The organism is Streptomyces sp. S6, from assembly GCF_054880855.1.
Map to the genome: position 1 here is coordinate 1 of NZ_JBTYMC010000027.1, position 19881 is coordinate 19881.

A 19881-nucleotide genomic window follows, 5' to 3' on the forward strand; every position below is an offset into this window, starting at 1 on the left:
GCTCGGGCTCGCGGGAGGTGCCGTCCGGCGGCGGGGTGGCAGAGCGCTCCGGGCTCGCCGCACCGGCCGAGGGGGGCGGGTCGGCGGGGAGGCGGATCTGGCGGGTCGCCTCGTCGGTCGGGTGTGAAGGCTTGGCTGATGGCTCGGCGGGCTTGTTGCCGGTTTCTGCCGGGGGTTCGGGGGCGGGGGCTTGGGGTGCAGGGTCGGAGGGGTGCTCGGTCGGCTGTTCGTTGTCCGGCCGCGGCTGCCCGCTCCCGCCGCTTTCCACCACGGTGTCCCCTCGATCGGAAGGTCTCCCGCGCCTGCCGGGCGGAAGGGTCTCCGACCGATGGTATGCGGCCGTCGCGACGCGTTCCGCCCCGGCACCCCCTGTGTTCGCCTGCCCGTCGGAGGCGTGCGTGCGCGGGGAGTGGGTGACTGTCAGTGGCGGGCCGTAGGGTCTGGGGCATGGAGAGCAGCAGCGAGGGTGTGGCGGAGGGCCGCGACGGGGCGGGCGCGGGGGCGCGGGTGCCGGGCGGGGGTGCGGAAGCCGGTGCGGGCGGGGTGGTCTCCGACGCCGGGACGACACCGGGTGCGGACGCTGGTACGGAGCTCCCCGGCGCCCCCGAAGCGCCGTCCGACACCACGGCCCGAGCAGTGGGGCGTGCGGCGGACGCGGTGGCGGCTCTCCTCGCCCGCGTGGGCGGCCCGGAGCCCGAGCAGGCGGCGCCTCCGGCACCTGGTGCGGCCGAGTCGTCCACGTCTGCGGGTGCCGACGCCTCTGAGGGCGCGGACGTCGCCGAGGACGCCGCTGCCCACACCCCGCCTCTCTCACAGCCGCCCGCCGATTCCGCATCGCTTCCCCCGGCCCCCCGCTCCCCCACCTCCCTCTCCCCCTCCCGTGCCAGCGACTTCATGCAGTGCCCTCTTCTCTACCGTTTCCGGGTCATCGACCGGCTGCCGGAGAAGCCGAGTGCGGCGGCGACGCGGGGGACGTTGGTGCACTCCGTGCTGGAGCGGTTGTTCGACGCGCCTGCCGGGGAGCGGACGGTGCCGAGGGCGAAGGGGCTGGTGCCGGGGCAGTGGGAGCGGCTCAGGGAACACCGTCCGGAGGTCGCGGAGCTGTTCGCGGACGATCCGGAGGGGGAGCGGCTGAACACGTGGCTGGGGGAGGCCGAGCGGCTGGTGGAGCGGTGGTTCTCGCTGGAGGATCCGACGCGGCTTGAGCCGGCGGAGCGGGAGCTGTTCGTGGAGGCCGAGCTGGAGTCGGGGCTGACGCTGCGCGGGATCATCGACCGGGTGGACGTGGCGCCGACGGGCGAGGTGCGGATCGTGGACTACAAGACGGGCAAGGCGCCCCGCCCGGAGTACGCGGAGGGTGCCCTGTTCCAGATGAAGTTCTACGCGTTGGTGGTGTGGCGGCTGAAGAACGTGGTGCCCCGTCGGCTCCAGCTGGTCTATCTGGGCAGCGGCGATGTGGTGACCTACGACCCCGTCCCCGCCGATCTGGAGCGGGTGGAGCGCAAGTTGCTCGCCCTGTGGGAGGCGATCCGTGAGGCGACGCGGACCGGGGACTGGCGTCCGAGGCCGACGAAGCTGTGCGGCTGGTGCGATCACCAGGCGCACTGCCCGGAGTTCGGCGGTACTCCCCCGCCGTACCCCTTGCTGCTGGAGTCGCCCTGAGGTCCCGGCGGCGCGCAGGGCAGAATGGGCCCGGACTATCGAAGGAGACTTTCGTGGCCATCCGTGTCCTACTGGTCGACGACCAGCCGCTGCTGCGTACCGGCTTCCGGATGATCTTGGAGGCGGAGCAGGACATCGCGGTCGTGGGGGAGGCCGGTGACGGTCTCCAGGCGCTGGATCAGGTGCGGGCGTTGCAGCCCGACGTGGTGCTGATGGACATCCGGATGCCCCGGATGGACGGCGTGGAGGCGACCCGGCAGATCACGGGTCCGGAGCGCGACGGCCCGGCGAAGGTGCTGGTGCTGACGACGTTCGATCTGGACGAGTACGTGGTGGAGGCGCTGCGTGCGGGGGCGAGCGGGTTCCTGTTGAAGGACGCGCCCGCCAATGAGCTGGTGCAGGCGATCCGGGTGGTCGCGGCCGGTGAGGCGATGCTCGCGCCGAGCATCACGCGCCGTCTGCTGGACAAGTACGCGACGCATCTGCCGTCGGGGGACGACCCGGTGCCGGACACGCTGAACACGTTGACGGACCGTGAGGTCGAGGTGTTGAAGCTGGTGGCGCGGGGGTTGTCGAACGCGGAGATCGCGGCGGACCTGTTCGTGAGCGAGACGACGGTGAAGACGCATGTGGGGCATGTGCTGACGAAGCTGGGGTTGCGGGACCGGGTGCAGGCGGCGGTGTACGCGTACGAGAGTGGTCTGGTGCGGCCGGGCGCGCAGCAGTAACGCCTGGTACGCGGACACGGACGCGGGGTGCTCCTTCGGGAAGGGGCACCCCGTCGTCGTCCGGAGAGGCTGTCAGCCCTTGCTGAGTTCCCAGAAGCGGAAGACCGTGGAGGCGTCGAGGCAGTATTCGAGGCCGTAGACGTTGTCGCGGGTGACGGCGTACTGCTTGGCCTGCCAGACGGGGAGGACGGGGAGCTGGTCGGCGACGATGTCCTGGAGTTTGCCGTAGTCCTTGTCGGTGTCGGCGCGGTTGGTGACGGCGGCGGTGCGGGGGATGAGGGTGCCGTTGATGGTTTCGTTGGTGTAGTGGTTGTTGAGGACGTTGCCCTTGCCGAAGAAGGGGGCGGTGAAGTTGTCGGCGTCGGGGTAGTCGGGGACCCAGCCCTTGACGTAGACGCCGTACTTGCCGGCTTCGATGTCCTTCTCGTACTGGTCGAAGGCGACGGACTTGACCTTGGCGTCGAAGAGGCCGCTGGCGTTGAGCTGGGCGGCGATGGTCTTGAGTTCCTGGTCGGTGGCGGGGCCGTACCGGGAGGGGGTGGACCAGAGGGTGAGTTCGACCTTGTCGGTGATGCCGGCGTTACGCAGGGCGGCGGTGGCCTTGTCGACGGAGGGGCGGGCGCCGTAGCGGTCGAAGAAGGCGGTGTTGTGGCCGGTGATGCCCGCGGGGATGATCGAGTAGAGGGGGTCGGCGGTGCCCTGGTAGACGTCCTTGATGAGGGCGTCGCGGTCGAGGAGGTAGGCGATCGCCTTGCGGACGGGGAGTTTGCCGGCGACGGGGTCGTTCATGTTGAAGACGAGGTGCTGGACTTCGGCGCTGGTGCCTTCGACGACGTCGAGTTCTTTGCTGTTGGCGCTGTGCTGGGCGTCGGTGATGCCGGCGGCGGTGAGGCCGCGGTAGGCGATGTCGACCTTGTCGTCGAGAAGGGCCTTCTTGAGGGCGGCCTGGTCGCCGTGGAAGAACTTGAGGGTGACGCCGGAGTTCTTGGCCTTGGCGTTGCCCTTGTAGTTGCCGTTGACGGAGAAGACGGCTTCGTCCTTGTTGAAGGATTCGAGTTTGTAGGGGCCCGAGCCGACGGCTTTGCCGTCCTTGCGCAGGCCCTTCGCGTCGTACTCCTTGTGGTCGACGATGGATCCGGCGCCGGAGGCGAGTTTGCTGGGGAAGGTGGCGTCGGCGACCTTGAGGCGGAAGACGACGGTGTGTTCGTCGGGGGCTTCGACCTTGTCGAGCATGGGGAACATGATCGCGGGGCCGGACTCGTCGTTGATCTTCAGCATGCGTTCGAAGGAGAACTTGACGTCCTCGGAGGTGAGGGAGTCACCGTTGCTGAACTTGAGTCCCGGTTTCAGGGTGCACTGGTAGACCTTGGTCTCCGTGTCGGTGAAGGTGCACTCCTTGGCGGCGTCCGGTTCGGGGTCGGTGCCGCCCTTGGGGAAGGCGAGGAGGGACTGGAAGACGTTGTTGAACAGCAGCCAGGAGCCGGGGTCGTAGCCGGAGGCGGGGTCGGTGGCGAGGACGTCGTCGGACATCCCCATGACCACGGAGGAGCCGCTGCCGCCGGAGGAGCCGTTCTCGGAGCCGCAGCCGGTCAACAGGCCGGAGGCGAGCCCTGCCACGATCGGGAGGACCGGCCACTGGGTGCGCTTGTTCACGTGTACGTGCCTTGTCGTCGGTTTCTCGGTGTCGATGACTCGGTGACTCCGGTGTCGGTGAGCCGGTGAGTCTGTTCAGCGCGTACGCCGGGACGGTGTGGTCCGGGCCGACGGCGGCTGCGTGGGGGTGGTGGCCGGGCTCGCCGCTCGTGGGGAGGGTCTTCGCGTCGGGGAGGCCGGGGAACCGGGGCACGCCGGGGCCGGGTGCGGCGCCGGAGTGGTGTGGTTCATGGTCGGTCTTCTCCAGGACGGTGTGGGTTCCTCGGTGGCGGTCTCGGGGTGGTTCTGTAAGAGATTAGTGGGCACCCGCGCGCCGTCTTGTGTCTACTGGAGTTGACGATTCCTCACGCTGTGGAGCCGTGGGTGAACGGACCGGAGAATCGGCCCTGGAATGTTTCCGTGCAGGGGTCCATCAATCGGGACACTTGGACGGGCCCGAGGGGCGCGAAAAGGGCGCCCCGGAGTGGGGAACGTCACACCGGGGGTGAGGCGGAATTCCGGCCGTTTCCCGGAATGCCGCCGGATCGTCATTGCGGCGCGGCGCCTTCCCATGGATGCGCAGGCTATCGGGGGCGCGCGGGTTTCGTCAGGCGTTCCGGCTCAGGCGGCCATCAGCCCGCGCAGGAAGGGCACGTCGACGTGTTCCAGGGACGATACGACGGTGCGGCGGGCGGCGGGCGCGATGGGGGCGACCGACGGCACGGCCACGACCTGGCATCCGGCGGCCTCGGCGGCGGCGACTCCGGTGGCGGTGTCCTCGATGACGGCGCATCTGGCCGGATCCGCGCCGAGGCGGGTGGCGGCGAGGAGGTAGGGCTCGGGGTGCGGCTTGGTGCGGGCGACCTCGTCGCCGGCGACGCTGAGGCGGAAGTGGTGGGGGCCGAGCGAGGTGAGGACGCGGTCGATGATGCGCCGGTGGGAGGCGGAGACCAGGGCAGTGGGGACGTCGTGCGCGGCGAGTTCGGCGAGCAGGCGGGCGGCGCCGGGCATGAGGGGCAGGGCGCTGCCGATGAGGTCCTCGAAGCCGTCGTTGAGGAGCAGGGAGAGTTCGTCGAGGGTGATGTCGGCGCCGGTGGCTTCGATGAGGAAGCCGGCGCTGCGGCTCATGGGGCCGCCGACGACGATGTGCCGCCAGGATTCGTCGAGGGTGTGGCCGAGCTTCTTGAAGATCTCGACCTCGACGTCCCACCAGAAGCCTTCGGTGTCCACCAGGGTGCCGTCCATGTCGAGGAGGACGGCCTGGAGGGCGGAGCCTTCGGCGGTGAGCGCGGCGGGTGCGGGGACCGTACTGGTCATCCAGTACCTCCTCAGAGGGACGAGTAGGCCGGTCACGCGCTCCGTTCGAGACGGAGGGGCGACCGGCCTGCGGTGGACCGACCAGTGTACGACTCGCGGCGGCGGCACGCTTTCTTGTCGCGTGCTCATCGCGTCGGCCGTGTGGTCAGCGCGCGTTGAAGTACTTCGCCTCCGGGTGGTGCAGGACGATCGCGTCGGTGGACTGTTCGGGGTGGAGCTGGAACTCCTCCGAGAGGTGGACGCCGATGCGTTCGGGCTGGAGGAGTTCGGCGATCTTGGCGCGGTCCTCCAGGTTGGGGCAGGCGCCGTAGCCGAGGGAGAAGCGTGCGCCCCGGTACTTCAGGTCGAACATGTCGGTGATCCGGTCGGGGTCCTCGCCGCCGAAGCCGAGTTCGGCGCGCACGCGCGCGTGCCAGTACTCGGCGAGGGCTTCGGCCAACTGGACGGAGAGGCCGTGCAGTTCGAGGTAGTCGCGGTAGGCGTTGGCCTCGAAGAGTTTCGCGGTCTCCTCGCCGATGCGGTTGCCGACGGTGACGACCTGGAGGCCGACGACGTCCACCTCGCCGGTCTCCTCGGGGCGGAAGAAGTCGGCGAGGCACAGCCGGCGGCCCCGGCGCTGGCGGGGGAAGGTGAAGCGGGTGCGTTCGTTGCCCTGGTCGTCGAGGATGATCAGGTCGTCGTCCTTGGAGACGCACGGGAAGTAGCCGTAGACGACGGCGGCTTCGAGGAGGTTGTCGGTCTGGAGGCGGTCGAGGAGGCCGCGCAGCCGGGGGCGTCCCTCGTTCTCGACGAGTTCCTCGTAGGTCGGTCCGTCGCCGGCGCGGGCCTGCTTGAGGCCCCACTGGCCCTTGAAGAGGGCGCCTTCGTCGAGCCAGCTGGCGTAGTCCTTGAGGGGGATGCCCTTGATGATGCGGGTGCCCTGGAAGGGGGCTTTGGGGACGGGGTTGTCGATGGCGACGTCGGACCTGACGTGGCCTTCCTCCTCCGGCTGCTCCGCGACGGCCACGGCGCCGGCCGGGCGCACCCGGCGCTGCTTCAGCTCGGGCAGGGCGGCGCCGGGGACGCCGCGTTTGACGCCGATGAGGGCGTCCATGAGGCGCAGTCCCTCGAAGGCGTCGCGGGCGTAGCGGACCTCGCCCTCGTACAGCTCGTGGAGGTCCTGTTCGACGTAGGCGCGGGTGAGGGCGGCGCCGCCGAGGATGACGGGGTAGCTGGCGGCGAGGCCGCGCTGGTTCAGCTCTTCCAGGTTCTCCTTCATGATCACGGTGGATTTCACGAGGAGTCCGGACATGCCGATGACGTCGGCCTTGTGTTCCTCGGCGGCGTCGAGGATCGCGGAGACGGGCTGTTTGATGCCGAGGTTGACGACGTTGTAGCCGTTGTTGGACAGGATGATGTCGACGAGGTTCTTGCCGATGTCGTGGACGTCGCCGCGGACGGTGGCCAGGACGATGGTGCCCTTGCCGTCGGCGTCGGACTTCTCCATGTGGGGTTCGAGGTGGGCGACGGCCGTCTTCATGACCTCGGCGGACTGGAGGACGAACGGCAGCTGCATCTGTCCTGAGCCGAAGAGTTCGCCGACGACCTTCATGCCGTCGAGGAGGGTCTCGTTGACGATGTCGAGGGCGGAGCGGGTCGTGAGGGCTTCGTCGAGGTCGGCTTCGAGGCCGTTCTTCTCGCCGTCGATGATGCGCCGCTTGAGGCGTTCCTCCAGGGGGAGGGCGGCGAGTTCCTCGGCCTTGCCGGCCTTGAGGGACTTGGCGGTGGCGCCTTCGAAGAGGGCCATCAGCTTCTGGAGGGGGTCGTATCCCTCGGCTCGGCGGTCGTAGACCAGGTCGAGGGCGGTGGTGACCTCTTCCTCGGTGAAGCGGGCGATGGGGAGGATCTTGGAGGCGTGGACGATCGCGGAGTCCAGGCCCGCCTTGACGCATTCGTCGAGGAAGACGGAGTTGAGGAGGATGCGGGCGGCCGGGTTGAGGCCGAAGGAGATGTTGGACAGGCCCAGGGTGGTCTGGACGTCCGGGTGGCGGCGTTTGAGTTCGCGGATGGCCTCGATGGTGGCGATGCCGTCGCCGCGGGACTCCTCCTGGCCGGTGCAGATGGTGAAGGTCAGGGTGTCGATGAGGATGTCGGACTCGTGGATGCCCCAGTTGCCGGTGAGGTCGTCGATGAGGCGTTCGGCGATGGCGACCTTGTGCTCGGGGGTGCGGGCCTGGCCCTGCTCGTCGATGGTGAGGGCGATGAGGGCGGCGCCGTGTTCCTGGGCGAGGCGGGTGACCTTCGCGAAGCGGGAGTCGGGGCCGTCGCCGTCCTCGTAGTTGACGGAGTTGATGACCGCGCGTCCGCCGAGCTTCTCCAGTCCGGCCTGGATGACGTCGACCTCGGTGGAGTCGAGGACGATGGGGAGGGTGGAGGCGGTGGCGAGGCGGCCGGCGAGTTCGGCCATGTCGGTGACGCCGTCGCGGCCGACGTAGTCCACGCAGAGGTCCAGCATGTGGGCGCCTTCGCGGATCTGTTCGCGGGCGATCTCCACGCAGTCGTCCCAGCGGGCCTCCAGCATGGCCTCGCGGAACTTCTTCGACCCGTTGGCGTTGGTGCGTTCGCCGATCGCCATGTAGGAGGTGTCCTGGCGGAACGGGACGGTCTGGTAGAGGGAGGCGGCGCCGGGTTCGGGGCGCGGGTCGCGGGGGGTGGGGGCGAGGTCGCGGACGCGCTGGACGAGCTGGCGCAGGTGTTCGGGGGTGGTGCCGCAGCAGCCGCCGATGAGGGAGAGGCCGTAGTCGCGGACGAACGTCTCGTGGGCGTCGGCGAGTTCGGGGGCGGTGAGGGGGTAGGTGGCGCCGTTCTTGCCGAGGACGGGCAGGCCCGCGTTCGGCATGCACGACAGGGGGATGCGGGCGTTGCGGGCCAGGTAGCGGAGGTGTTCGCTCATCTCCGCGGGGCCGGTCGCGCAGTTCATGCCGATCATGTCGATGCCGAGGGGTTCCAGGGCGGTGAGCGCGGCGCCGATCTCGGAGCCGAGGAGCATGGTGCCGGTGGTCTCGACGGTGACGGAGACGATGATCGGGACGTCGAGTCCGGCGCTCTCGCGGGCGCGCTGGGCGCCGATGACGGCGGCCTTGGTCTGGAGGAGGTCCTGGGTGGTCTCGACGATGAGGGCGTCGGCGCCGCCCTGGATGAGGCCTTCGGCGTTCTGCTGGAAGGCGTCGCGGATGGTGGTGTAGCCGACGTGGCCGAGGGTCGGCAGTTTCGTGCCGGGGCCGATGGAGCCGAGGACCCAGCGCTGTCGGCCGTCGCGTGCGGTGTAGGTGTCGGCGGTCTCGCGGGCGATGCGGGCGCCGGCCTCGGAGAGTTCGTGGACGCGCTCGGGGATGTCGTACTCGGCGAGGGCGGCGAAGTTGGCGCCGAAGGTGTTGGTCTCGACGCAGTCGACCTCGGCGTCGAAGTACGCCTCGTGGACGGAGCGGACGATGTCCGGGCGGGTCAGGTTCAGGATCTCGTTGCAGCCTTCGAGGTCCTGGAAGTCCTCCAGGGTGGGGTCCTGGGCCTGGAGCATCGTTCCCATCGCTCCGTCGGCGACCACCACGCGGGTGGCGAGTGCCTCTCGGAGCGCGGACACGCGGGTCCGGCTGTCGGCGGAAGGGGTCGGCGGCACAGAGGCCATGTAAGGGCTCCCTCGGGTGCGACGGCTGTCGGCTTTGGGGCCAGGGTAGCGGGGAACGGGGGTGTGCCGTCGGGTTGTTCCAGGGGGCGGACCGGTGGGGGCCGCTGCGGGCGGGTGGGGGTGGGGGTTTCTCGGGCGTCCGGCGAGGTCGGTGCGGGGGTGGGAGGGGCGCGCGGGGATACTTCGGGGGCCGTGGTGGGTCGCCTCGGGAGTTCCGGCAGGTGGCCGAGGGGCGACCTGTGGAGCAACACGCGGCTACCGACCATTGGCAGGAGGTCGGCATGGACCGGTAGTGTTCGGCATTGCCGAACGATGGCTGGAGAGACGGCCACGGGAGGCTCGGCCGGTGTGGACGAACAGCGGTCGGGGTCGGCGTGAGCCGGTCGCAAGGGGACGGAGGCAGGACGGCGATGGCACGGAACATCCAGTCGCTCGAACGGGCGGCCGCGATGCTGCGGCTCCTCGGGGGCGGCGAGCGGCGGCTCGGCCTGTCGGACATCGCCTCGGCCCTGGGCCTGGCCAAGGGCACGGCGCACGGCATCCTGCGCACCCTCCAGCAGGAGGGGTTCGTGGAGCAGGACGACGCGTCGGGGCGCTACCAGCTGGGCGCGGAGCTGCTGCGGCTGGGGACGACGTATCTGGACGTGCACGAGCTGCGGGCGCGGGCCCTGGTGTGGGCGGACGATCTGGCGCGGGCCAGCGGCGAGAGCGTGCATCTGGGTGTCCTGCACCAGCAGGGGGTGCTGATCGTGCACCACGTGTTCCGTCCGGACGACAGCCGGCAGGTGCTGGAGATCGGGGCGATGCAGCCGCTGCACTCGACGGCGCTGGGCAAGGTGCTGTCGGCGTACGACCCGGTGGCGCACAGTGAGGCGCTGGAGACGGAGCGGCGGGCGTTCACGGACCGCACGGTGTGCGAGTCGAAGGCGTTCGAGCAGGTTCTGGACATCACGCGCGCGCGTGGGTACGCGGCGGACGTGGAGGAGACCTGGGAGGGTGTCGCGTCGGTCGCGGCGCCGATCCACGACCGGCGGCGGATGCCGGTGGGCGCGGTGGGGATCACGGGTGCGGTGGAGCGGGTGTGTCCGGACGGGGAGTTGCGGCCCGAGCTGATCGCGTCGGTGCGTGACTGTGCGCGTGCGGTGTCGCGGGATCTGGGTGCGGGCAGGTTCTGAGCGGGCCCGCGGGGCCTGAGAGGCATGTGGGAGATCACCGGGACGTCGGGCGACGTTCCGGTTCTCGGCATACCCTGATCCGGACATAACCGGTCAGACATGGGCCGATCTGACGAAGATCGATAACTCATGACTATCAATAACGATCAGGTTTCCGATAACAGAACTCTTGACGCACGTGTGACGCCGGGGCAAGACTCCCGTCCATCGGTCGGCATTGTCGAACACCTACCGGCAATACGCGCTAGAGTGTGACAGTGCCAAGGGCCGCCATCGCTCTCACCCACGAGGGCGCGGAACCCCCGGAGGGACCCGGGGTTCGGCTTCCCCTGGACGAAGGACAAAGGAGTCGCGGGTGTCCAGCTCCGACATCTTCATCGGCGAGACCATCGGTACCGCCATACTCATCCTGCTCGGCGGCGGCGTGTGCGCCGCCGTCACGCTGAAGGCCAGCAAGGCCCGTAACGCCGGCTGGCTCGCCATCACCTTCGGGTGGGGTTTCGCCGTTCTGACGGCCGTCTACACCTCCGCGCCGCTCTCCGGCGCGCACCTCAACCCGGCCGTGACACTGGCGCTCGCGCTCAAGAAGAACGGCATCTCCTGGAGCGACGTCCCGGTCTACTGGGGCGGGCAGCTGCTCGGCGCCATGATCGGCGCCTCCCTGGTGTGGGTCGCGTACTACGGCCAGTTCCTGGCGCACCTCACCGACAAGGAGATCGTCGGCGAGCCGGCGGCCAAGGCGGTCGAGGCGCAGGAGAAGGGCGCGGGCCCGGTGCTCGGCATCTTCTCCACCGGCCCGGAGATCCGGGTGGCCTGGCAGAACGTCGCCACGGAGGTCATCGGCACGATCGTGCTGGTGCTCGCGGTCCTCACGCAGGGTCTCAACGGCGACGGCAAGGGCCTCGGCACCCTGGGCGCCCTGATCACCGCCCTCGTGGTGGTCTCCATCGGCCTGTCCCTCGGTGGCCCGACCGGCTACGCGATCAACCCGGCCCGTGACCTCGGTCCGCGCATCGTGCACGCCCTCCTGCCCCTGCCCAACAAGGGCGGCTCCGACTGGAGCTACGCCTGGGTTCCCGTGGTCGGCCCGCTCATCGGCGGCGCCATCGCGGCGGGCATCTACAACGTCGCGTTCGCCTAGCAGCCGCGGGTTTCACCCGTACGAGCTACGGGTTTTCGAAACTCTTCGCGAACGCCGATCGTCAAGCCCCATAACCACGGAATCCCCCAGGAGCACACAGTGACCGACGCCCACACCACCGGCCCGTTCATCGCCGCCATCGACCAGGGCACCACCTCCAGCCGCTGCATCGTCTTCGACAAGGACGGCCGGATCGTCTCCGTCGACCAGAAGGAGCACGAGCAGATCTTCCCGAAGCCGGGCTGGGTCGAGCACGACGCGAACGAGATCTGGACGAACGTCCAGGAGGTCGTCGCCGGCGCGATAGCCAAGGCGGGCATCACCCGCGACGACATCAAGGCCATCGGCATCACCAACCAGCGTGAGACGACGCTGCTGTGGGACAAGAACACCGGCGAGCCCGTCCACAACGCGATCGTCTGGCAGGACACCCGTACCGACGCCCTCTGCAAGGAGCTCGGCCGCAACGTCGGCCAGGACCGCTTCCGCCGCGAGACCGGTCTGCCGCTGGCCTCCTACTTCGCCGGCCCGAAGGCCCGCTGGCTCCTCGACAACGTCGAGGGTCTGCGCGAGCGCGCCGAGGCGGGCGACATCCTGTTCGGCACGATGGACACCTGGGTCATCTGGAACCTGACGGGCGGTGTGAACGGCGGCAAGCACTACACCGACGTCACCAACGCCTCCCGCACGATGCTGATGAACCTGCACACCCTCGCGTGGGACGAGAAGATCGCCGAATCCATCGGCGTGCCGCTCCAGATCCTCCCCGAGATCCGCTCCTCCGCCGAGGTCTACGGCGAGGTCACCGGCGGCTCCCTCGGCGAGCTGCTCGGCGGCATCCCGGTCGCCTCGGCGCTCGGCGACCAGCAGGCGGCCCTCTTCGGCCAGACCTGCTTCGCCGAGGGCGAGGCCAAGTCGACCTACGGCACCGGCACGTTCATGCTGATGAACACCGGCGAGAAGATCATCAACTCGTACTCCGGCCTGCTCACCACGGTCGGCTACCGCATCGGTGACGACGCCCCGGTCTACGCCCTGGAGGGCTCGATCGCGGTCACCGGCTCGCTGGTGCAGTGGATGCGCGACCAGATGGGCCTCATCTCCACCGCCGCCGAGATCGAGACGCTCGCCCTGTCCGTCGAGGACAACGGCGGCGCCTACTTCGTCCCGGCCTTCTCCGGCCTGTTCGCCCCGCACTGGCGCTCCGACGCCCGCGGTGTGATCGCCGGCCTCACCCGGTACGTCACCAAGGCGCACCTCGCACGCGCCGTCCTGGAGGCCACGGCCTGGCAGACCCGTGAGATCACCGACGCCATGACGAAGGACTCCGGCGTCGAGCTCGCGGCCCTCAAGGTCGACGGCGGCATGACCTCCAACAACCTGCTGATGCAGACCCTCTCGGACTTCCTGGACGCGCCGGTGGTGCGCCCGATGGTCGCCGAGACGACCTGCCTCGGCGCCGCCTACGCCGCCGGCCTCGCCGTCGGCTTCTGGACCAGCACCGACGACCTGCGCGCCAACTGGCGCCGGGCCGCCGAGTGGACCCCCCGCATGGACGCGGAAACCCGCGACCGTGAGTACAAGACCTGGCTCAAGGCCGTCGAGCGGACCATGGGCTGGATCGAGGACGAGAGCTGAGCGAGCAACCCCCTCAACAGCTCTGATGAGGAGTAAGAACCCGACATGACCAGTCAGCCCACCCTCCAGACCGTGCCTGCCCTCGGTACGCACCCGGCCTCCGCCGCCAACCCGAGCCGCGCCGAGACCCGGGAGCGGCTCGCCAAGGCGTCGTACGACCTTCTCGTGATCGGCGGCGGCATCCTGGGCATCTCCACCGCCTGGCACGCCGCGCAGTCCGGTCTGCGGGTGGCGCTGGTCGACGCCGGTGACTTCGCCGGCGCCACCTCCTCCGCCTCCTCCAAGCTGCTCCACGGCGGTCTGCGCTACCTGCAGACCGGCGCGGTGAAGCTGGTGGCGGAGAACCACTTCGAGCGGCGCGCGGTGTCCCGTCAGGTGGCCCCCCACCTGGCGAACCCGCTCACGTTCTACCTGCCCGTCTACAAGGGCGGCCCGCACGGCGCGGCGAAGCTCGGGGCGGGCGTGTTCGCCTACTCCGCGCTCTCCGCGTTCGGTGACGGCGTCGGCCACCTCCTGTCCCCCGCGAAGGCGGCGCAGGACGTGCCGGAGCTGCGCACCGAGAACCTGAAGGCCGTCGCGGTCTACGGCGACGACCAGATGAACGACGCGCGCATGGCCCTCATGACGGTCCGCGGAGCCGTCGAGGCCGGCGCCGTCGTCCTCAACCACGCCGAGGTCACCGGCCTGCGCTTCACCAACGGGCGGGTCACCGGCGCGGAGCTGAAGGACCGGACGACGGGTGACGAGTTCGGGGTCGGCGCCCGTCTCGTCCTCAACGCCACCGGCCCCTGGGTCGACCACCTGCGCAAGATGGAGGACCCGAACGCGGCCCCCTCCATCCGCCTCTCCAAGGGCGCGCACCTCGTCCTCAAGCGCACCTCCCCCTGGAAGGCCGCGCTCGCCACGCCGATCGACAAGTACCGCATCACGTTCGCCCTGCCGTGGGAGGACATGCTGCTCCTCGGCACGACGGACGAGGAGTACGAGGGCGACCCGGCGGACGTGTCGGTGACCGAGAAGGACACCGCGCAGATCCTCGACGAGGCCGCGTTCTCGGTCCGTGACCAGCAGCTCGCCCGCGAGAACATCACCTACGCGTTCGCCGGTCTGCGTGTGCTGCCGGGTGGCCCCGGGGACACCGCGAAGGCCAAGCGGGAGACCGTCGTCACCGAGGGCCGGGGCGGGATGCTGTCCGTCGCGGGCGGCAAGTGGACGACGTTCCGGCACATCGGCCGCACGATCATGAAGAAGCTGGAGTCCCTCCCGGGTCACCCCCTGGGCGACGACTTCGAGCCGATCTCCTCGCTGCCGAAGAAGCTGCCCCTGCCCGGTGTCGCGAACCCCCGCGCGGTCGCCCACCGCCTCCTCGTCGACAACCCGGCCCCCGGTCCGCGCATGGCCGCCGACACGGCCAAGCACCTCGCCACCCACTACGGCTCCCTCGCCTTCGACATCGCCCGCCTGGCGAACGAGAACCCGGAACTGGCCCAGCGCGTCCACCCCGACGCGCCGGAGATCTGGGCGCAGGTCGTGTACGCGCGGGACAACGAGTGGGCGGAGACGCAGGACGACGTGCTGCGGCGGCGGACGACGCTGACGATTCGCGGGCTGGCCACGGACGAGGTGCGGGCGAAGGTGCAGGATCTGCTGGACAAGAAGTAACCGGCACGGCCGGTGGCCGGTACAGCCGGTGGCCGGTACGGCTGAAGGGGCGGCTCCTCACCGAGGGGCCGCCCCTTTCGTGTGGGCACATCCGGCTCGTCACCGGCGAGAGCGCGATGCAGCGCAGGGGGACGGGGCTCGCCGACCGGGTGCGGCGGTGGGCCGCCGGTGAGGGGGCGTTCGAGGCGGACGCCAGCTCAGACGTCGGCTCAGCCGACCGACGCCACCACCTGACGCACAGCCTCCACGTCCCCCAACTCCCCCCGCCGCACGATCAGTTCACGCCCCAGCAGCAGCGCCCGGCGTGAAGCCGGTACCGGGTCCGGGAGCGTCGTCAGGTCCGTCAGATGCGCGAACCCGATGATCCGGCGCACGATCTCGGTCCCGGCGTACCCCACCGACTCGGTCCACACCCGCCGCAGGAACCGGTCGAGGTACGCGTCGTCGAAGAACCCGTCCACCCGCCCCGCCCACAGCCGCCGGAACTCGCCCTCGAACGCCTCCCAGGACAGCCGGAGTTGGTCGGCGTGGTCGGTCGACGTGCCCAGTGCACGCGCGCGTTCCTCGGAGACCAGGGCGTTGGCCCAGTACAGGCCGAGGTCGTAGCCGATCGGTCCGACGAAGGAGAACTCGGGGTCGAAGACCCGGACGACCGCCTCGCCGGACCGCTCCCCCACCATGACGCTGCCGGTGTGGAGGTCGCCGTGCAGGAGGGCCTGCGCGCTGGTCATGAAGGTGTGGCGGAGGTCGGCGACCTCGGTGCGCAGGGCGGTGTCCGCGCGGAACTCGGCGGCCAGGTCGGCGAGTTCGGGCAGCCAGTGGTTGTGCTCGTGCTCGATGTACGGCTCGGACAGCACCACGTCCTCGGTGATCTTGCACAGCTCCGGGCTGACCGACGCCGCGACGAGCGCTTTGCGTTCGGCGGACGGCATGCCGAAGTCGCTGGTGGTGAAGGTCAGTTGGGCGACGAACTCGCCGATGCGCGCGGAGGTGTCGGGCCCGTAGGAGGCGCCCTCGTTGAGGACCGTGCGCAGGACCTCCAGGTCGGACATGTCCTCCATGACGAGGGCGTGGTTCTCGGGGTCGTAGCCGAGGATCGCGGGGATCTTGTCGGGGGCGACCTTCGCGACCTGCTCGTAGGCCCGCGCCTCCGCGTCCGCGCGGTCGGGGTTCATCGGCCAGGAGGGTCCCGCGACCCGGACCCACGGCAGCGCCTGCTTCACCGCGAGGCTGCGGCTGCCGTCGGCGGACGCCGCGAGGAACACCCGGTTCATGTTGCCGTCGGACACCTCACGGACGTCGATGTCGGCCGGGTCGTCCCAGTGGCCGCGCTCGGCGAGGTAGGCGGGGATGTCGGCCGGCTCCAGGATGCGGTAACCCATGAGACTTCCTTAGGCGGTGCGGCGCTTGGACAGGGTGAAGCTGAAGACCAGGGCCAGGATGAGGACCGCGCCTTCGACGACGTCCTGTGTGTAGTACGGCAGGCCCTTGATCGTGAGCCCTGTGGTGATGATGCCGATGAGGACGGCGCCGAGCGCGGTCCCCCACACGTTGGGGCGCCCCCGGCCGAGGACGGACGTACCCACGAGCGCGACGGCGACCGCTTCGAGGAGCTGCGAGGTGCCGGCGCTGACGTCGCCCTGTCCGATGCGGGAGGCGAGGATGAGGCCGCCGACGGAGGCGAGGACGCCGGAGATGACGTAGGCCAGCGCGCGGTACGCGCCGACACGGATGCCGGCCAGCCGGGACGCCTCGGGGTTCGCGCCGATGGCGTACAGCACGCGCCCCCACCGGGTCCGGGCGAGGAACACCCACGCGGCGACGGTCAGCCCGCCGAAGATCAGCACGGAGACCGGGACCCCGAACACGGTCCCCCGGTCGATCTTCAGGAACCCGGCGGTGAACTTCCCGGGGGCGGTCGACCCGTCGGGCAGGGTCATGCCCGGCGTGATCGACTGTCCGTCGACGAGGATCAGCTTCGAGCCCTGGATCACGAACATCGTGCCCAGCGTCGCGAGCATGTCGGGGATCTTCAGGACGACGATCAGCAGCGCGTTGAGCAGCCCCGCGAGCGCGCCCGCGATCAGGACGGCGACGATCGCGACCGCGCCGACCTGGTTGTGGACGACCATCGTCTGTGCGGCGACCGACACGCCGAGCCCGGCGACCGCGCCGACGGACATGTCCATGCCGCCGACGGCCATGGTGAGGGTGACGCCGAGGCCGAGGATCGCGGCGACCGAGACATAGCGCAGGGTGTCGAGGAGGGTCGCCGACTCGCGGAAGGAGCCCTCGCTGAGGGCGAAGTACAGGAACAGTGCGACCGTCACGAAGATGAAGCCGTATTTGATGACGGCGTTCTGGACGCGCAGTGCCACGGGTGCGGTGGGCGGGGTCGCCGCCTTCGCCGGGGTCTCGGTGCTCTGAGTGGTGGTCATGACGTCTTTCCTCAAGAAGCCGGGGTCACACGGACGCCGAGATGGTCTGGATGACGCGGTCGCGCTCCGCGTCCCGGCCGTACGCGTCGAGGTGGATCTCGCCGGCCGCGAGGACGACGACCCGGTCGGCGGTCTCCAGGATCTCGTCGACGTCGGCGGACAGGACGAGGACGGCGGCGCCCTCGGCGGCGAGCTGCCGGGCGCGGCGGCCGATGTCCCGGCGGGCCCCGATGTCCACGCCTCGGAACGGCTCGTCCAGGATGAGGACACGGGGGGTCTCGGCGAGCCAGCGGCCGACCACGACCTTCTGCTGGTTGCCGCCGGAGAGTTCCTCGACGGTGCTGTGCTCGTCGCGGGTGACGACGCCGAGCGCGGCGATGGTGTCGCGGCCGAGGGCGTCCTCCTTGGCGCTCTGGAGCAGGCCGAGCCGGGACAGGGACTTCAGGAACGGCAGCGACACGTTCTGGGCGACGGACCAGCCGGGGACGAGCGCGTCGGCGTGCCGGTCCTCGGGGACGAGGTGGACGCCGGCCCGGATCGCGTCGGCCGGGCGGCGGGGGGTGTAGGCCGTGCCGTCCAGCTCGACCCTGCCTGCGAGGAAGGGCTCGGCACCGAAGAGGCCGCGGGCCAGCTCGGTCTTGCCGGCGCCCAACAGGCCGACGACGCCGGTGACTTCACCGGCGCGCAGGTCGAGGTCGAGGGGGGTGTGCTGGGTCGCGAAGAGACGGACGCCTTTCAGCGACAGGGCCACGTCACCGACAGCACCCTCCCGTACCGGACGGGCCGTCGCCGCTCCCTGTTCCTGCGCCAGCATCGCGCGCAGGGCGGCGTCCCAGTCGAACGGTTTCGCCTGGTCCTCGGTGAGACGGCCGTCTCGCAGGACGACCAGGCGGTCGGCGAGGGCGTCGATCTCGCCGAGGCGGTGGGAGACGTAGAGCACGGCGATGCCGTCCTCGCGCATCTTCTCCACCAGCGTGAAGAGGCGTTCGGCCTCGGCGGCGGAGAGCGCGGAGGTCGGTTCGTCGAGGATCAGCAGCCGGGGGCGGGTCGCGAGGGCGCGGGCCAGGATGAGCAACTGGCGGTCGGAGATGCCGAGTTCGACGACGTCCCGCTTGAGGACGGCGTCGCTCCAGTCGAGGCCGAGGCCCGCCTGGATCTCGCGGGCGCGGACCAGGGTGCGGCGTCCGTTCAGGAAGGGGTTGCCGCGCTGGGCGGCGAGTTCCTCGAAGACGAGGTTCTCGGCGACGGACAGGCCGGGGACGATGCCCTCGCCGATCCGCTGGTGCACCGTCTGAATGCCCAGCCGGCGTGCGGCGGACGGCGATTGGAGGGCGACGGGCTGTCCCGCGACCCGCACCTCACCGCCGTGTCCCGCGTGCACGCCGGACAGGATCTTGATCAGCGTGGACTTCCCGGCCCCGTTCGCGCCCAGCAGCGCGACCACGCTGCCGGGGGCGATGTCGAGGGAGACGGAGGCGAGGACGGTCTTGCCGCCGAACGCCATGCTGACGTCGGTGAGGGCGACGGCGGGCGCCTCGGCACAGACACCCTCGGCCTCGGCGGAGCCGCCTGTCTCAGTGGGCGACATTCGCGATCCAGTCCGCGGTCGACACCTGGGACAGGTTCAGCGCCGGGAGGGCCGCCCGCAGCTGGTCCATGTTGGCGATCTTCTTCTCGCGCAGGAGGTCCTGGGTGATGGCGACCGCCGGGAACTCGACGGTGGTCTTCCCGAGCTGTCCGGCCAGCTCCAGGGCGGTCGTCCGGACGACCGCGGCGCCGACGGCGGACGGGTCGGTGCCGGCGGTGGCGACCCACGGGCTGCCGGCGGCCGTCATCTGCTGGATGTCCGCGTTGGAGACGTCCGCGCCGAACACCTTGATCTTGTCCTGGAGCTTCTTGTTCTGGACGGCGAGGACGGTGCCCTTGGCGAGTTCGTCGTAGGGCGCGAAGACGCCGGTGACGTCGGAGTTCTGGGTGAGGGCGGCGGAGACGAGGGGGACGTTGTCCGTGGCGGTGGAGTCGGTGACCTTGCCGACCTTGAACGCCTGCTTCCAGCCCTGCGAGGTGACCTCGGTCTTCCAGACGGAGTCCCGCTTGTCGAGGGCGGCGTACCCGGCGACGTTGACGTAGCCGACCTTGGCGTTCTTGCCGACCTTCTGCGCCATGACGTCCAGGACGGCCTGGGCCAGGCTCGCGTCGTTCTGCCGGGTGGTGACGACGCCCTTCGTGGCGGTCTCGACGTCGTAGACGACGACCTTGATGCCCTTCTTGACGGCCTGGTCGATCTCCGGCTGGATCGTCGCCGGGAAGCCGTGGTCGACGATGATCGCCTTGGCGCCGGAGTTGATCGCGGAGGAGAGGTCGGTGGCCTGCTTGGCGTTGTCGGCCTGGGCGTCGTACACCGTCAGGTCGATGCCGAGGGCCTTGGCCTGGGCCTTCGCGCCGTTGCCCCACTGCTCGAAGTAGTCGCCGGCGCCGCTCTGGCGGACCAGGGCGACCTTGACGGCGCCCGAGTCGAAGGGGGCGGGCTTCTTGCCGGTGGCGGCCTTGGCGGAGGCGGCCGTGTCGCCGCTCGTCTTCGTGGACGCGTCCGAGGACTGGGAGCAGCCGCTCAGCACGAGGGCGGAGACGGAGGCCAGTGAGAGCGCGGCGAGGGGCAGGCGGGTACGGGACATGAGGGGCTCCAGGTACGGGGGGTACGAAAGAGATGCGCCAGGTGGCGCACGCCGAGGGGAGGCGAGGAGGCGATGGCTCCGGGAGCGGTCAGCGACAGCTGGCTGTGGTCGACCGGAGCAAGTCCACGTACAGCCGCCGAACGAGCAGC

At 70.2% G+C, this 19881-nt stretch carries 13 protein-coding genes and 1 pseudogene; 6 read left to right on the forward strand and 8 right to left on the reverse strand.

All coding sequences use genetic code 11. The features are described 5' to 3' along the window. Positions 1 to 271, reverse strand: a pseudogene (locus tag ACVNF4_RS06270) (hypothetical protein); the annotation flags it as partial. A 386-nt stretch (positions 272 to 657) separates the two neighbouring features. On the opposite strand from ACVNF4_RS06270, the gene ACVNF4_RS06275 reads away from it, so the two are divergent. Continuing rightward, positions 658 to 1662, forward strand: coding sequence for a RecB family exonuclease (locus tag ACVNF4_RS06275; protein ID WP_461801694.1), 1005 nt, complete (start codon positions 658 to 660; stop codon positions 1660 to 1662). Positions 1663 to 1715: 53 nt separating this feature from the next. Beyond that, complete coding sequence (locus tag ACVNF4_RS06280) at positions 1716 to 2390, forward strand: response regulator (RefSeq protein ID WP_461801664.1); 675 nt, start codon at positions 1716 to 1718, stop codon at positions 2388 to 2390. A gap of 72 nt (positions 2391 to 2462) precedes the next feature. On the opposite strand, the gene ACVNF4_RS06285 is transcribed toward ACVNF4_RS06280, so the two are convergent. The 3 genes from ACVNF4_RS06285 to metH all read right to left on the reverse strand — a co-directional run bounded on the left by ACVNF4_RS06285 (position 2463) and on the right by metH (position 9003). Continuing rightward, entirely contained in the window at positions 2463 to 4043 is a 1581-nt protein-coding gene (locus ACVNF4_RS06285; protein WP_461801665.1) for an ABC transporter substrate-binding protein, read from the reverse strand. Between the two features lie 600 nt (positions 4044 to 4643). After that, on the reverse strand, positions 4644 to 5339 hold the full coding sequence (locus ACVNF4_RS06290; protein WP_461801666.1) for an HAD family hydrolase: 696 nt from the start codon (positions 5337 to 5339) through the stop codon (positions 4644 to 4646). Positions 5340 to 5484: 145 nt separating this feature from the next. Next, positions 5485 to 9003 carry a methionine synthase gene (gene metH / locus ACVNF4_RS06295; protein WP_461801667.1) on the reverse strand — a complete coding sequence of 1173 codons (3519 nt, stop codon included), beginning with the start codon at positions 9001 to 9003 and terminating at the stop codon, positions 5485 to 5487. Positions 9004 to 9413: 410 nt separating this feature from the next. On the opposite strand from metH, the gene ACVNF4_RS06300 reads away from it, so the two are divergent. The 4 genes from ACVNF4_RS06300 (at position 9414) to ACVNF4_RS06315 (ending at position 14619) form a co-directional block, all read left to right on the forward strand. Then, positions 9414 to 10178 (forward strand): IclR family transcriptional regulator, encoded by a 765-nt coding sequence (locus ACVNF4_RS06300; RefSeq protein ID WP_461801668.1) that lies wholly within the window; start codon positions 9414 to 9416, stop codon positions 10176 to 10178. 355 nt (positions 10179 to 10533) lie between these two features. Next, positions 10534 to 11319 (forward strand): MIP/aquaporin family protein, encoded by a 786-nt coding sequence (locus tag ACVNF4_RS06305; protein WP_461801669.1) that lies wholly within the window; start codon positions 10534 to 10536, stop codon positions 11317 to 11319. A 99-nt stretch (positions 11320 to 11418) separates the two neighbouring features. Next, positions 11419 to 12957 carry a glycerol kinase GlpK gene (gene glpK / locus ACVNF4_RS06310; protein ID WP_461801670.1) on the forward strand — a complete coding sequence of 513 codons (1539 nt, stop codon included), beginning with the start codon at positions 11419 to 11421 and terminating at the stop codon, positions 12955 to 12957. Positions 12958 to 13002: 45 nt separating this feature from the next. Continuing rightward, on the forward strand, positions 13003 to 14619 hold the full coding sequence (locus ACVNF4_RS06315) for a glycerol-3-phosphate dehydrogenase/oxidase (RefSeq protein ID WP_461801671.1): 1617 nt from the start codon (positions 13003 to 13005) through the stop codon (positions 14617 to 14619). A gap of 209 nt (positions 14620 to 14828) precedes the next feature. Here the strand turns inward: ACVNF4_RS06315 and mtnK are convergent, their stop codons facing one another. From mtnK to ACVNF4_RS06335, 4 genes are read right to left on the reverse strand one after another with little or no spacing between them, the layout of a single operon-like run. After that, on the reverse strand, positions 14829 to 16001 hold the full coding sequence (gene mtnK / locus ACVNF4_RS06320; protein ID WP_461801672.1) for an S-methyl-5-thioribose kinase: 1173 nt from the start codon (positions 15999 to 16001) through the stop codon (positions 14829 to 14831). Positions 16002 to 16010: 9 nt separating this feature from the next. Then, positions 16011 to 17057: an ABC transporter permease gene (locus ACVNF4_RS06325; protein ID WP_461801673.1), complete on the reverse strand. Its 1047-nt coding sequence runs from the start codon at positions 17055 to 17057 to the stop codon at positions 16011 to 16013. A gap of 25 nt (positions 17058 to 17082) precedes the next feature. Beyond that, a complete protein-coding gene (locus ACVNF4_RS06330; RefSeq protein WP_461801674.1) occupies positions 17083 to 18645 on the reverse strand; it encodes a sugar ABC transporter ATP-binding protein in 1563 nt (520 codons plus the stop codon). Further along, positions 18632 to 19732 (reverse strand): substrate-binding domain-containing protein, encoded by a 1101-nt coding sequence (locus ACVNF4_RS06335; protein WP_461801675.1) that lies wholly within the window; start codon positions 19730 to 19732, stop codon positions 18632 to 18634. The genes ACVNF4_RS06330 and ACVNF4_RS06335 overlap by 14 nt, the downstream gene beginning before the upstream one ends. Positions 19733 to 19881 lie beyond the last annotated feature (149 nt).

What these genes read in the sequence shown, in the direction of transcription:
- ACVNF4_RS06290 (WP_461801666.1), bottom strand. Translation starts at nt 5,339, where the DNA reads ATGACCAGTACGGTCCCCGCACCCGCCGCGCTCACCGCCGAAGGCTCC.
- ACVNF4_RS06330 (WP_461801674.1), bottom strand. Translation starts at nt 18,645, where the DNA reads ATGTCGCCCACTGAGACAGGCGGCTCCGCCGAGGCCGAGGGTGTCTGT.
- ACVNF4_RS06325 (WP_461801673.1), bottom strand. Translation starts at nt 17,057, where the DNA reads ATGACCACCACTCAGAGCACCGAGACCCCGGCGAAGGCGGCGACCCCG.
- ACVNF4_RS06315 (WP_461801671.1), top strand. Translation starts at nt 13,003, where the DNA reads ATGACCAGTCAGCCCACCCTCCAGACCGTGCCTGCCCTCGGTACGCAC.
- ACVNF4_RS06335 (WP_461801675.1), bottom strand. Translation starts at nt 19,732, where the DNA reads ATGTCCCGTACCCGCCTGCCCCTCGCCGCGCTCTCACTGGCCTCCGTC.
- metH (WP_461801667.1), bottom strand. Translation starts at nt 9,003, where the DNA reads ATGGCCTCTGTGCCGCCGACCCCTTCCGCCGACAGCCGGACCCGCGTG.
- ACVNF4_RS06300 (WP_461801668.1), top strand. Translation starts at nt 9,414, where the DNA reads ATGGCACGGAACATCCAGTCGCTCGAACGGGCGGCCGCGATGCTGCGG.
- mtnK (WP_461801672.1), bottom strand. Translation starts at nt 16,001, where the DNA reads ATGGGTTACCGCATCCTGGAGCCGGCCGACATCCCCGCCTACCTCGCC.